This window comes from Pseudomonas savastanoi (genome assembly GCF_020917325.1).
In the GTDB taxonomy this organism is placed as follows: domain Bacteria; phylum Pseudomonadota; class Gammaproteobacteria; order Pseudomonadales; family Pseudomonadaceae; genus Aquipseudomonas; species Aquipseudomonas amygdali.
On record NZ_CP076652.1, the window covers coordinates 474,809 to 488,079 of the forward strand.

Consider the following 13,271-nt stretch of genomic DNA (forward strand, 5'->3'; position numbering starts at 1 on the left):
CGCATTATCCCGATGGGGGTCATTACTAGCAAATTTGTTACATAAAAACCGTTTACAGACGTGTATTTTAAAGTTCAAGTCTGGTTTCAGGATGACAGGCAGGTACGTGCCGTTTTGCGATAAGCTCGCTGTTGTCATATGCACTGCCTAGACTCTACACCTCTTAAGGTCGTTATCGGCCACACCTGCTGTTTCTTCATCTTTCAAGGAACCCAAAGCATGCGTCGCGTGGTATTCAATCAGAAGGGCGGTGTAGGCAAATCGAGCATCGCCTGCAATCTGGCTGCAGTCAGCGCTCACGAAGGCTATCGGACGTTGTTGATCGATCTCGATGCCCAGGCCAACTCGACTCAGTACCTCACCGGGCTTACCGGTCAGGATATTCCGATGGGTATTGCCGAGTTCTTCAAGAACACGCTGTCAGCAGCACCGTTCGCCAAGAAAAACCACGTCGATATCTATGAAACACCGTTCGATAACCTGCATGTGGTCACGGCCACTGCCGAGCTTGCCGACTTGCAGCCCAAACTTGAGGCGAAACACAAGATCAACAAGCTGCGCAAACTGCTCGACGAATTGAGTGAGGATTACGAGCGGATTTATCTGGATACGCCGCCAGCACTGAACTTTTATGCGGTTTCGGCACTTATTGCGTCTGATCGTGTGTTGATCCCGTTCGACTGCGACAGTTTTTCCCGACAGGCGCTGTACGGGCTGATGCGCGAGATCGAGGAACTGAAAGAGGATCACAACGAAGATCTTCAGGTTGAAGGCATCATCGTCAACCAGTTCCAGCCCCGAGCCAGCCTGCCGCAGCAAATGCTCGACGAGCTGATAGCCGAGGGTCTGCCGGTGTTGCCGGTCTACCTGGGCGCATCGGTGAAAATGCGCGAGTCTCATCAGGCCAACCTGCCGCTGATCCACCTGGACCCACGGCACAAACTGACGCAGCAGTTCATGGAACTGCATCACTTGCTCGAGACCAACGCCCATCCGTGATGGGCATACCTATACGGAGCCTTGGCGCTATAGTTGAAACGCAAGTCATGTGGGAGCGAGCTTGCTCGCGAAGGGGCCGGTACAGACCCCGAAAGCAGGGCGTTTAAACCACCGCATTCGTGAGCAAGCTCACTCCCACAAAGCATGTGTATGCTGACTACGGAGCATGGGCACGAGATTCGCAACTCAACATGGCTGCGAAAGAGGCCTGAGTACTTCGGGCGTATAGCTGCCGTCTCTCAATGAGCGCGCCAGATGTTCGGCATAGAGTCGCGCTGTCGAGGCCAGTTCTTCGGGGATGGCGACGGTCGCGTCCATGTCGGCCCGGACGTGCTCCTGCGAGGTGGTCAGCGTATTGCTGCCGGGTGCGCAGCCACACTGCACCTCATGACCCTGAGTAGCGACCGCCACCAGATCGTCGACATACGTAGGGTTGCCCTGGGCGATGAAACCAATCTCCCCGCATGCCGGGCACCACACCGGGTCGCCCATCCGGGCCACGCGACGCAGGTCGATGACCTCGCTTGCCGATGCGCTCAGTACAAAACCGCCGGTGGTGGTGAGATCGCCTTCCCTGACTATGAACGACATGGCAATGCTTCCTTTGAGGTCTGGAAGCCTGAAGGCTAGGCGTAAAACCGCTACTCAGGTGCGCAGAAGTTCTGTTAAAGACCGGTCCTACACAAAGATCAGCAGGGCGTTTCGTGGATGTTACGGTCACCAATAAAGGTGATCAAAAAATGAACACTTTTACTATCGTTACTCCAGCCGTAACGATTCGCCTCGCTGCTTGATTGATGCGTGCCCCTATCGCTCCTAAGGTGGCCCACGACAGCAAAATCGTGGAGCGATCATGACAACAACAACTTCCCCCGACGCACGCTGGACACGTCGTCGCACCGAGAAGCAGCGGCGTCTGGAGCAGGTGCGGGCGCTGGCCGATGGCGTAGTGCTGCCGACCGACAAGATTGTCTCGGCGCTGGAGGCCTTGCTGGTTTCCGGTGATCGGGTGGTGCTTGAGGGCAACAACCAGAAGCAGGCGGACTTCCTGTCCCGCGCGCTGGCCAAAGTCGATCCGGGCAAGGTGCATGACTTGCACATGATCATGCCAAGCGTTGGCCGCGCCGAGCATCTGGACCTTTTCGAGCAAGGCATCGCACGCAAACTGGACTTCTCGTTTGCCGGCACACAAAGCCTGCGCATCAGCCAACTGCTGGAAGACGGCCTGCTGGAAATCGGTGCCATCCACACCTACATCGAACTGTATTCGCGGCTGGTGGTGGACCTGATCCCCAACGTGGTGCTGGCCGCAGGCTTCATGGCCGACCGGGCAGGCAACATCTACACCGGCCCGAGCACCGAGGACACCCCGGCGCTGATCGAGCCGGCCGCATTCAGCGATGGCATCGTCATCGTTCAGGTCAATCAATTGGTGGATGACGTCAGCGAACTGCCTCGCGTGGACATTCCGGCCTCGTGGGTCGATTTTGTGGTGGTGGCCGACAAGCCGTTCTACATCGAGCCGCTGTTCACCCGCGACCCGCGGCACATCAAGCCAGTGCACGTATTGATGGCGATGATGGCGATTCGCGGCATCTACGAAAAACACAACGTTCAGTCGCTGAACCACGGCATTGGCTTCAATACCGCAGCCATTGAACTGATTCTGCCGACTTACGGCGAGTCGCTGGGCCTCAAGGGCAAGATCTGCCGTAACTGGACGCTTAACCCGCATCCGACGCTGATCCCGGCCATCGAAAGCGGCTGGGTCGAGAGCGTGCATTGCTTCGGCACCGAACTGGGCATGGAAAACTACATCGCTGCGCGCCCGGATGTGTTCTTCACCGGACGCGACGGCTCGCTGCGTTCCAATCGCCAACTCTGTCAGCTGGCTGGCCAATATGCCGTTGACCTGTTCATCGGCGCGACCCTGCAGGTGGATGGCGACGGGCATTCCTCGACCGTCACCCGTGGCAGGCTGGCAGGTTTTGGCGGCGCGCCGAACATGGGCCATGATCCGCGCGGCCGACGTCATGCCACCCCTGCCTGGCTGGACATGCGCCAACAGCACGAGAGCGGCCCGGATGCCTATCTGGAACGCGGCAAAAAGCTCGTGGTGCAGATGGTCGAGACGTTTCAGGAAGGCGGTAAACCCACCTTCGTTGAAACCCTCGATGCGGTCGAGGTGGCAAAGAAAAGCGGCATGCCGCTGGCACCGATCATGATTTACGGCGACGACGTCACCCACTTGTTGACCGAAGAAGGCATCGCCTACCTCTACAAGGCGCGCAGCCTGGAAGAGCGTCAGGCGATGATCGCCGCCGTGGCGGGCGTGACCGTGATCGGCTTGCGCCATAACCCGAAAGACACTGCACGTATGCGTCGTGAAGGGCTGATCGCGCTTCCGGAAGACCTGGGTATCCGGCGTACCGATGCCAGCCGTGAACTGCTTGCGGCCAAGAGCATTGCCGATCTGGTTCAGTGGTCCGGTGGCCTGTACAGCCCGCCTGCCAAATTCAGGAGTTGGTGATGAGCGCACTTCAATTGACACCGCAAGCTGCTTCGCTTGCCGAGCGACTGGCCGATCTGGCCGTCGATGCCCTGATCGCCGAAGCCGACCTGTCGCCCAAGCCAGCACTGGTGGACCGGCGTGGCAGCGGCGCGCACACCGATCTGCATCTGGGCCTGATGCATTCCTCGGCGCTGTCACTGTGGCCGACCTTCAAGTTAATGGCTGACGCCGCCGGGCAATTCAACACAGTGGGCCAGCCATTACGTGAGGCGCTCGGTCGTCTCGGTCGCGAAGGTGAAGCCACGATGCTGCGCACCACCCAGGGTGTGAATACTCATCGAGGTGCGATCTGGGCACTGGGCCTGCTGGTGACGGCTGCCGCGCTGGACGCCCGCAACTGCGCACCCGAAGCCGTGCTCGCGCGGGCTGCCAGCCTGGCGCAGATCAAGGATCGCCAGGTGCTCGTGCAGGGCAGTCACGGTAATGAAGTGGTTCGCCGTTACGGTGTAATGGGCGCCCGGGAACAGGCGCAGCAAGGCTTCCCGGCAGTCAGGGATTTCGCCTTGCCGCAACTGCAACGCAGTCGCGCGGCGGGCAGTGGCGAGCAGAACGCCCGGCTGGATGCGTTGCTGGCGATCATGACCACCCTGTCCGACACCTGCGTGCTGCATCGTGCCGGTATCGAAGGCTTGCACACCATGCAGCGCGGCGCTCAGCACGTGCTGGACGTTGGCGGCAGTGCCAGCCTTGCCGGGCGTCGAGCACTGAACCAACTGGATCAGCAACTGCTGGCGCTGAATGCTTCGCCTGGCGGCGCGGCTGATCTGCTGGCTGCCTGCCTGTTTATCGACGGCCTGGAGCCTGTGCTCGGCCGTGTTTCGAGGAGTGCCTGAAATGGAAACCCTGTCTTTTGAATTTCCTGCCGGACAGCCGCCCAAAGGCCGCGCGCTGGTGGGCGTGGTTGGCTCGGGTGATCTGGAAGTACTGCTGGAGCCCGGTTCGCCCGGCAAGTTGTCGATTCAGGTGGTGACCTCGGTCAACGGTGCCTCGCTGCGCTGGAAGCATCTTTTCGAGCGCATGTTCGACGGCCAGACCCCGCCTGCGCTGAGCATCGACATCCATGACTTCGGGGCAACGCCCGGCGTGGTGCGCCTGCGCCTGGAGCAGGGCTTCGAGGAGATCGGTCATGACTGATAATGCACGTTTGCTGAGCCAGCACAGTTTTATCGAACTCGGTGCCCGACAGCGCGCCCGCGCTCTGCTGGATGCCGACAGCTTCCGCGAATTGCTTGGCCCGTTTGATCGCGTCATGTCGCCCTGGCTTGCCAGGCAAGGCGTTGTCCCTCAAGCCGACGATGGCGTGGTGGTCGCCAAGGGGACTGTTGATGGACGGCCGGTAGTCATTGCGGCCATCGAAGGCTCGTTTCAGGGCGGCAGCATGGGCGAAGTCGGCGGCGCAAAAATGGCCGGTGCGCTTGAGCTGGCCGCCGAAGACAACCGCAACGGTATTCCCACCGCAGCCATCGTGCTGCTGGAAACCGGTGGCGTGCGTTTGCAGGAAGCCAATCTGGGTCTGGCAGCGATTGCCGAGATTCATGCCGCGATGGTCGACTTGCGTCAGTACCAGCCGGTGATCGGCGTAGTGGCTGGCAGCGTCGGCTGTTTTGGCGGGATGTCCATTGCTGCGGGCTTGTGCAGCTATTTGCTGGTGACCCAGGAAGCCCGCCTGGGCCTGAACGGCCCGCAGGTGATCGAGCAGGAAGCCGGCATCGAAGAATACGATTCCCGTGACCGCCCGTTCATCTGGAGCCTGACCGGTGGCGAGCAGCGGTTTGCCAGTGATCTGGTGGACGGTTTTGCCGCAGACGATGTGGCCGATGTCCGGCAGCAGGTCAGCGGCTGGCTCAAGCAGGGCGTACCGGCAGCGCATCGCAGTAGCCAGTACGAACTGTTTCTGCAGCGCCTCACCAGCCTCGACACCGAAGCGCAAATCGATCCGCAGAGTGTACGTACCCTTTATCAAGGAGCCCGGTCATGAGCTATTCACAACGGGGTTTGCACTGGTTCAACGCATTGAGCGCAGGTGCTACGCAAGTTGACGGTCTGCCTGCCTCGCTCAAGGTCGCCGATGGCTTGCTGGGCGACCAGCCAGTGCGCTTTGTGGCGGTGGTTGCCGATACCGGCAATCGTTTCCCTCGGGCGCGTCAGGGCGAGGTCGGTCTGCTGGAAGGCTGGGGCCTGGCCAAAGCTGTGGATGATGCCATCGAGCAGGACCGCGACCGCGCCGAAAAACGTGCACTGATTGCGATTGTCGATGTGCCGAGCCAGGCCTATGGCCGCCGCGAAGAAGCGCTGGGCATTCATCAGGCGCTGGCCGGTGCGGTGGACAGCTATGCGCGGGCACGTCTTGCCGGGCATGCGGTGATTGGTCTGCTGGTCGGCAAGGCTATGTCCGGCGCGTTTCTGGCCCACGGGTATCAGGCCAATCGGTTGATCGCACTGCGTGATCCCGGCGTGATGGTGCATGCGATGGGCAAGGCTTCCGCCGCTCGGGTAACGCTGCGCAGTGTCGAAGACCTGGAAAAGCTCGCCGCCAGCATCCCGCCAATGGCCTACGACATCGACAGCTATGCCAGCCTTGGTCTGCTGTGGGAAACCCTTTCGGTCAGCCAGATCGAGCAGCCCACTGCGGATGACCTGACTCAGGTTCGCAATGTTCTGAGCAGTGCGATCAGAGACGTGCGGGCCAGCGGGGTCGACCTGAGCAGCCGTCTGGGCGCGAGCAATCGTGCGGCATCGGCCACCGTGCGCCAGTTGCTGCGGGCGCAATGGTGATCGACAGCGCTTGCGCAGTACTGCCCCATGATTTGCTGTGGGGCATGCCGCTGTCTGCTTTGCCGGACGATGCGCCCAAATGGGCGGTCGAAACGGTGCTGGCCGGGCAGCCGGTCGTGGTGCGTCGGCAGGCCATGCCAGCCGGTCAGGTGGCCGTAGGGTTGCGCGGCTACGGTCGTGAGCAGCGCTATGCCGCGAGCATGCTGTTGACGGATGTCTATCGGCGGGTAACCCCCGAACAACTGGTCTTGTGCCCGGTCGAGAATATTCAGGACTGGCCCGCGTTGCGTGCCTTGCGCCAGGTCCGCCCGGTGATGGATGCGCTGGAACTGGTCTGGGGTGTCGGTGGCAGCGCCGGGTTCGAATTGGCCAGTGGTATTGCGGCGTTGAATCAGGACAGCGATCTGGACCTGATTTTGCGCACGCCTGAGCCGTTAAGTCGCAGTTGCGCAGCCGAATTGGTCGAGGCGCTGGAAACATCGGTCTGCCGGGTCGATGTGCAGCTGCAACTCGATCATGGCGCTGTGGCGCTGCGTGAATGGGCGCGCCCAGCGGGGCGGGTGTTGCTCAAGACCGCAGCAGGGGCGCGGCTGGTTGCAGACCCATGGCATCTGATCGGGGCGTGCGCATGAGCAGCCTGTGGGTGTTTCCCGGTCAGGGCGCGCAGCAGGCCGGCATGCTGCATCAGTTACCCGACGACCCTGTCGTCCACGATTGCCTGCAGGAAGCTGCCGATGCTCTGGGCGAAGACGTACTGGCGCTGGACAGCACTCAGGCGCTGCAAGCGACCCGCGCCGTCCAGCTTTGCCTGTTGATCGCCGGTGTCGCCTGCGCCCGTCTGTTGCAGGCGCGTGACTGTGTGCCGGACTACGTTGCAGGACTGTCCATCGGCGCATATCCGGCAGCGGTGATCTCCGGGGCGCTGGCCTTTGACGATGCCGTGCGCCTGGTCGCGTTGCGCGGCGAGTTGATGCAGAACGCCTGGCCCGAAGGTTATGGCATGACTGCGGTGATCGGTCTGGACCAGACACAGGTCGAGGCTCTGATCACGCAAGTACACAGCCCGGAAATGCCAGTGTTTCTCGCCAATATCAACGCCGACAACCAGATGGTGATCTCGGGCAGCGCCGAGGCGATGCAGCAGGTCGGTCATTTGGCCAAGGCGTCGGGGGCCGCGGCGGTCAAGCGTCTTGCGGTCAGTGTGCCCTCGCATTGCGCCTTGCTGGAAGCTCCCGCGCAGCAACTGGCAGAAGCCTTTTCAAGGGTTGCGTTGCAGGCACCGAAGATACGTTATCTCAGCGGCAGCACGGCGCGTCCGCTGCTGAGTGCCGAAAAACTGCGTGACGACCTGGCCTTCAACATGTGCCGGGTCATCGATTGGCGCAGCACCGTGGAAACCGCCTGGGAGCGAGGCGTGCGCCTGCACATCGAATTGCCGCCCGGTGCCGTGTTGACCGGGCTGGCGCGCAAAGTCTTCCAGCAAGGAACGGCGCTGGCCTTTCAGGCTGCGCGTCTGGACAGCCTGATCGCGCTGTCGCACGAGGAGGGTCGCCGCACTCCATAGAGCCGCCGTGCAGCTGCTACGAAGGACAAAAACAACAACTTCAGCAATGCAAACAGAGGAATAACAACAATGATTATCTATGGTGTTGCACTACTGGCTATCTGCACGCTCGCGGGCGTGATTCTCGGTGACATGCTCGGCGTTCTGCTGGGCGTGAAATCCAATGTGGGCGGGGTCGGGATCGCCATGATCCTGTTGATCTGCGCACGTCTGTGGATGCAGAAACACGGCGGCATGACCAAGGACTGCGAAATGGGCGTGGGCTTCTGGGGCGCGTTGTACATACCGGTGGTGGTGGCGATGGCCGCGCAACAAAACGTTGTGACCGCACTCAAGGGCGGGCCGGTCGCGGTATTGGCCGCTGTCGGTTCAGTGGTGCTCTGCGCCTGCACCATCGCAGTGATCAGTCGCACCAATCGTGGCGAGCCTTTACCCAAGGAAGAGCCGCTGCTGACGCCTGTGATCAAGCCTGAAATCACCCCGGCTGGAGGTCGCTGATATGTGGGACCTCATCGAGAAAGGACTTGAACACAACGGCCTGATCACCGCATTTGCCTTCGTCGGTATCATCATGTGGGTCTCGGTGGTGCTTTCAAAGCGCCTGACCTTCGGCCGGGTGCATGGCTCGGCCATCGCGATTGTCATCGGGCTGATTCTGGCCTGGGTCGGCGGCACGTTGACCGGAGGCCAGAAGGGGCTTGCCGACATGGCGCTGTTCTCAGGCATCGGCCTGATGGGCGGGGCGATGTTGCGTGACTTCGCCATCGTGGCGACTGCCTTTGAAGTGCAGGCCACCGAAGCACGCAAGGCCGGGCTGATCGGAGCAATTGCCTTGCTGTTGGGCACCATTCTGCCGTTTATCGTGGGCGCGAGCATTGCCTGGGTGTTTGGCTACCGCGATGCAATCAGCATGACCACCATTGGCGCGGGCGCCGTAACTTACATTGTCGGTCCGGTGACCGGTGCTGCGTTGGGTGCGACCTCTGATGTGATTGCCCTGTCGATTGCCACCGGCCTGATCAAGGCGATTCTGGTGATGGTCGGTACGCCCATGGCAGCGCGCTGGATGGGCCTGGACAACCCGCGTTCGGCGATGGTCTTCGGTGGTCTGGCCGGTACGGTCAGCGGCGTTACCGCAGGGCTGGCGGCAACCGACCGGCGTCTGGTGCCTTACGGCGCGCTGACCGCTACGTTCCATACCGGGCTGGGCTGCCTGCTCGGACCATCGGTACTGTATTTCATCGTACGCGCCATCGTCGGCTAGGTCAGGTCGCCTGCTCCAGCAGGCGATTCGCATACATCCGGCACTCGGCCAATAGCGCGAGCAGGTTGGGATCGCGCTGTTTGGACTTGAGAAAGACCATGCCGATGTGTTGCTGCATCCGGTAGCGGCTCTGCAATGGAATCAGCCGCACGCGGTTTTCATACACTGCGGCTATGCGCCCCGGCAGCAGCGCATAGCCGACGCCGGAACTGACCATGCTCAGCAGGGTGAAGATGTCATTGACCTGCATCGCCACTTTGGGCTCGACCCCGGCCTGCTGAAACACCCGTATGCCATCGCGATGAGTGGCAAAGCCTTGGGTGAGGGTGATGAATGTCGCTTCACGCAGGTCGCTGAGATCCACCTCGCTGTGCTCGGCAAACGGCGAGTCGGTGGGCACAGCCAGGAAGATATCGTCGGAAAACAGCGCCAGGTGCTCGCAGTCCGGGTCATGGGTGCTTTCATCCAGCGACACCAGCATGGCGTCGACTTCCATGTTCTTGAGCTTGTACAGCAGGTCCATGTTCGAGCCCAGAATCAGGTCGATATTCAGCTCGCTGCGGCGGATTTTCAGGCCCATGATCAGCTGCGGCACGGTCTTGACGGTCAGTGAATACAAAGCCCCAAGGCGGAAGCGTGCCGCCGAAAAGCCTGCCGCCTGACGGGTCAGCTCTACGGTGGCGAGCACATCCTGCACCAGCTTCTGCGCACGCTCTTCCAGCACATACGCGCTTTCCAGCGGCGTAAGGTTGCGGCCTTCGTGTTTGAACAGCGGGCAACGCAGGGCGCTTTCCAACGAGTGAATGGCGCGGTGCACGCTGACGTTGCTGGTCTGCAACTCCTCCGCCGCCCGCGCCAGATTGCCGGTGCGCATGAAGGCCAGGAATATTTCCAGTTTTTTGAGCGTCAGTTCGTCATCGATCTGCATGTCGTGGCGCTGGTTATTGATGTGCGCTGATTGTGCACAAGTCGTGCGCCGATAGCTGCTTAAAATATCCGTCACTGAAACAGGGTGTTGCGGTTTGTTTCAATAACCGCGAGCCTCTGCTCCCAGTGTTTTGCCACAAGAGGGTATTGAGCGGATGTATTACGGAGAAAAATTCAACGCCTGGTCCCACCTGGTGGGCGCAGTGCTGGCAGGTGTCGGCGCAATCTGGCTATTGGTGATGGCGAGTCTGCACGGCGATGTCTGGAAAGTGGTCAGTATTGCGATCTATGGTGCCTGCCTGGTCACGCTGTACAGCGTTTCGACGATCTACCACAGCGTCAAGGGCCGTTCGAAATCGATCATGCAGAAGGTCGATCACTTTTCGATCTACCTTATGATTGCGGGCAGCTACACGCCGTTCTGTCTTGTGACATTGCGCGGCGCGTGGGGCTGGACCCTGTTCGGTATCGTCTGGGGGCTGGCGTTGATCGGCATTGTGCAGGAGATAAAACCCCGCTCTGAAGCGCGAATCATGTCCATCGTGATCTACGCCGTGATGGGCTGGATCGTCCTCGTGGCGGTCAAACCACTGCTTGCTGCGCTCGGCCTGGCGGGCTTCATCTGGCTGGCCGGCGGCGGCGTGCTGTACACCGTCGGCATTCTGTTCTTCGCCTACGACCAGATCCGCCACTTTCACGGCATCTGGCACCTGTTCGTGATCGGCGGCAGTTTGATGCACTTCGTGGCGATTTGTTTTTATGTGCTGTGAGGAGGGGACGAGCATCAGTAGTCAGAAATCGCCCCACAGCTGTTGCGCCACGCTGAGCGCGACCACAGGGGCGGTTTCGGTGCGCAGAACGCGCGGGCCGAGGCGCGCGGCGTGGAAGCCAGCGGCTTGCGCCTGATCGACTTCTGCGTCGTTCAAGCCGCCTTCCGGACCAATCAGGAAGGCCAGGCTGGCTGGCTTGTCATGGCTGGTCAGCGGCTCGGCCACCGGGTGCAGGACCAGTTTCAGGACGGCCTCGGTGTGCTTGATCCACTCGGCCAGCGGCATCGGCGCATGAATCACCGGCACCACCGAGCGACCGCACTGCTCGCAGGCGCTGATTGCGATCTGTTGCCAATGCGCCTGACGCTTCTCGGCGCGCTCGTCCTTGAGACGCACCTCACAGCGCTCGCTGACAATCGGGGTAATTTCGCTGACGCCCAGCTCGGTGGCCTTTTGAATAGCCCAGTCCATGCGTTCACCACGCGACAGGCCCTGGCCCAGATGAATGCGCAGCCCTGACTCGACTTGCCCGGCAAAGCTTTCGGTCAGTTGCACATGCACGCGCTTCTTGCCGACTTCCAGCAAGGTGCCGCGAAACTCCTGGCCCGATCCGTCGAACAGTTGTAACGCGTCACCTTCGGTCATGCGCAGCACGCGGCTGATGTAATGCGCCTGGGCCTCAGGCAGTTCGTGCTCGCCCAGGCTAAGCGGCGCTTCAGTAAAAAAGCGGGAGAGTCTCATGGTGTGTCTCGGTTCCGGTGTTGTTTTGTGATGGCCCTTTCGCGGACAAGTCCGCTCCCACATTAATGCGGTGTTGCCCGGTCCGCTCGTGGGAGCGGACTTGTCCGCGAAGGTGTCAGTCGCGGCGCCGCAAATTCCAGCCCTAGCCCGGATCTCTGAAATCCGGATGAAAGTTCTCGCGCACGGCAACACTGACACTGCTGCGCGTAGCGATATCAATGCCCTCGGTGGCCACCTCGGCCAGAAAGTCGATCTGCTCCGGGGTAATCACGTACGGCGGCAGAAAATACACCACACTGCCCAGTGGTCGCAGCAATGCACCGCGCTCCAGCGCATGCTGAAAGACCTTCATGCCACGCCGTTCCTGCCACGGGTAGGCGGTCTTGGTGGCTTTGTCCTGAACCATTTCGATAGCGATGGCCATGCCGGTCTGACGCACTTCCGCGACGTGCGGATGATCGGCCAGATGCGCCGTGGCTGTCGCCATACGCTGCGCCAGGACCTTGTTGTTCTCGATGACGTTGTCCTGCTCGAAGATATCCAGGGTCGCCAGCGCCGCCGCACAGGCCAGCGGGTTGCCGGTGTAGCTGTGCGAGTGCAGGAACGCACGCAGGGTCGGGTAGTCGTCGTAGAACGCGTCGTACACATCATCGGTGGTCAGGCAGGCCGCCAGCGGCAGGTAGCCACCGGTCAGTGCCTTGGACAGGCATAGGAAGTCTGGACGGATGCCGGCCTGTTCGCAGGCGAACATGGTCCCGGTACGGCCGAAACCTACAGCGATTTCATCGTGGATCAGGTGCACGCCATAGCGGTCGCAGGCGTCGCGCAGCAGCTTGAGGTAGATCGGGTGATACATGCGCATGCCGCCCGCGCCCTGAATCAGCGGTTCGACGATCACCGCCGCAACGCTGGCGTGGTGTTCGGCAAGGGTCTGCTCCATGGCGGCGAACATGTTGCGTGAATGTTCTTCCCAGCTCATGCCTTCCGGGCGGTGATAGCAGTCGGGGCTCGGTACCTTGATGGTGTCGAGCAGCAGCGCCTTGTAGGTTTCGGTAAACAACGGCACGTCGCCCACCGACATCGCCGCCATGGTCTCGCCGTGGTAGCTGTTGGTCAGGGTGACGAAGCGTTTCTTGTCTGGCTGGCCGCGATTGAGCCAGTAGTGAAAGCTCATCTTTAGCGCGACTTCAATGCACGATGAGCCATTGTCGGCGTAGAAGCAGCGGTTGAGGCCTTCAGGGGTCAGTTTGACCAGTCGTTCGGACAGTTCGATCACTGGCTGATGGCTGAAACCGGCGAGGATCACATGCTCCAGCTGGTCGACCTGATCCTTGATGCGCTGGTTGATGCGCGGGTTGGCGTGTCCGAAAACGTTGACCCACCAGGAGCTGACAGCGTCCAGATAACGCTTGCCTTCGAAGTCTTCAAGCCATACGCCTTCACCGCGCTTGATCGGTATCAACGGCAGATTTTCGTGGTCTTTCATCTGGGTGCAGGGGTGCCACAGGACCTTCAGGTCACGTTGCATCCACTGGTCATTGAGGCCCATTTTCAATCTCCGGGTAGCGACTCGCCTGATGCGAGGACGAACAATCGCGCAAGCCTATGCAATGCCCGGCTGCGGAACAACCTTTGATGCAGTTTTAACAGCTGATGGAC

At 60.8% G+C, this 13,271-nt stretch carries 15 protein-coding genes; 11 read left to right on the forward strand and 4 right to left on the reverse strand.

Features of this window, described 5'->3' with window-relative positions; genetic code table 11:
• Positions 1-219: 219 nt before the first annotated feature.
• On the forward strand, positions 220-999 hold the full coding sequence (locus KP808_RS02160; RefSeq protein WP_058399825.1) for a ParA family protein: 780 nt from the start codon (positions 220-222) through the stop codon (positions 997-999).
• A 186-nt stretch (positions 1,000-1,185) separates the two neighbouring features.
• On the opposite strand, the gene KP808_RS02165 is transcribed toward KP808_RS02160, so the two are convergent.
• Positions 1,186-1,590, reverse strand: a complete 405-nt coding sequence (locus tag KP808_RS02165) for a PAAR domain-containing protein (protein ID WP_058399826.1) — start codon at positions 1,588-1,590, stop codon at positions 1,186-1,188.
• Positions 1,591-1,852: 262 nt separating this feature from the next.
• On the opposite strand from KP808_RS02165, the gene mdcA reads away from it, so the two are divergent.
• From mdcA to madM, 9 genes are all read left to right on the forward strand, one after another.
• Positions 1,853-3,529, forward strand: a complete 1,677-nt coding sequence (mdcA, locus tag KP808_RS02170; protein WP_058399827.1) for a malonate decarboxylase subunit alpha — start codon at positions 1,853-1,855, stop codon at positions 3,527-3,529.
• On the forward strand, positions 3,529-4,404 hold the full coding sequence (locus KP808_RS02175) for a triphosphoribosyl-dephospho-CoA synthase (protein WP_230017366.1): 876 nt from the start codon (positions 3,529-3,531) through the stop codon (positions 4,402-4,404). The genes mdcA and KP808_RS02175 overlap by 1 nt, the downstream gene beginning before the upstream one ends.
• Position 4,405: 1 nt before the next feature.
• Positions 4,406-4,705 carry a malonate decarboxylase subunit delta gene (locus tag KP808_RS02180; protein ID WP_004654333.1) on the forward strand — a complete coding sequence of 100 codons (300 nt, stop codon included), beginning with the start codon at positions 4,406-4,408 and terminating at the stop codon, positions 4,703-4,705.
• Entirely contained in the window at positions 4,698-5,549 is an 852-nt protein-coding gene (locus tag KP808_RS02185; RefSeq protein WP_005747356.1) for a biotin-independent malonate decarboxylase subunit beta, read from the forward strand. The genes KP808_RS02180 and KP808_RS02185 overlap by 8 nt, the downstream gene beginning before the upstream one ends.
• Complete coding sequence (mdcE, locus tag KP808_RS02190) at positions 5,546-6,346, forward strand: biotin-independent malonate decarboxylase subunit gamma (RefSeq protein WP_219170821.1); 801 nt, start codon at positions 5,546-5,548, stop codon at positions 6,344-6,346. Before KP808_RS02185 ends, mdcE begins: the two co-directional genes overlap by 4 nt.
• Positions 6,340-6,978 carry a malonate decarboxylase holo-ACP synthase gene (locus KP808_RS02195; RefSeq protein WP_044295656.1) on the forward strand — a complete coding sequence of 213 codons (639 nt, stop codon included), beginning with the start codon at positions 6,340-6,342 and terminating at the stop codon, positions 6,976-6,978. Before mdcE ends, KP808_RS02195 begins: the two co-directional genes overlap by 7 nt.
• Positions 6,975-7,910, forward strand: a complete 936-nt coding sequence (gene mdcH / locus KP808_RS02200; protein ID WP_230018784.1) for a malonate decarboxylase subunit epsilon — start codon at positions 6,975-6,977, stop codon at positions 7,908-7,910. Before KP808_RS02195 ends, mdcH begins: the two co-directional genes overlap by 4 nt.
• 69 nt (positions 7,911-7,979) lie before the next feature.
• A complete protein-coding gene (madL, locus tag KP808_RS02205; RefSeq protein ID WP_058399832.1) occupies positions 7,980-8,408 on the forward strand; it encodes a malonate transporter subunit MadL in 429 nt (142 codons plus the stop codon).
• 1 nt (position 8,409) lies between these two features.
• Entirely contained in the window at positions 8,410-9,174 is a 765-nt protein-coding gene (madM, locus tag KP808_RS02210) for a malonate transporter subunit MadM (RefSeq protein ID WP_058399833.1), read from the forward strand.
• 1 nt (position 9,175) lies between these two features.
• On the opposite strand, the gene KP808_RS02215 is transcribed toward madM, so the two are convergent.
• The gene (locus KP808_RS02215; RefSeq protein ID WP_230017367.1) at positions 9,176-10,102 is read right to left on the reverse strand and encodes a LysR family transcriptional regulator; all 927 of its coding nucleotides are present in this window, start codon (positions 10,100-10,102) and stop codon (positions 9,176-9,178) included.
• Between the two features lie 154 nt (positions 10,103-10,256).
• Here KP808_RS02215 and trhA point away from each other — a divergent pair, with 154 nt between their 5' ends.
• Positions 10,257-10,871: a PAQR family membrane homeostasis protein TrhA gene (gene trhA / locus KP808_RS02220; RefSeq protein ID WP_230017368.1), complete on the forward strand. Its 615-nt coding sequence runs from the start codon at positions 10,257-10,259 to the stop codon at positions 10,869-10,871.
• A 21-nt stretch (positions 10,872-10,892) separates the two neighbouring features.
• Here trhA and KP808_RS02225 read toward each other — a convergent pair whose 3' ends face one another.
• Both KP808_RS02225 and KP808_RS02230 read right to left on the reverse strand, forming a co-directional pair.
• Positions 10,893-11,612: a 16S rRNA (uracil(1498)-N(3))-methyltransferase gene (locus KP808_RS02225; protein WP_230017369.1), complete on the reverse strand. Its 720-nt coding sequence runs from the start codon at positions 11,610-11,612 to the stop codon at positions 10,893-10,895.
• A gap of 142 nt (positions 11,613-11,754) precedes the next feature.
• On the reverse strand, positions 11,755-13,161 hold the full coding sequence (locus KP808_RS02230) for an adenosylmethionine--8-amino-7-oxononanoate transaminase (protein ID WP_230017370.1): 1,407 nt from the start codon (positions 13,159-13,161) through the stop codon (positions 11,755-11,757).
• Positions 13,162-13,271: the final 110 nt, after the last annotated feature.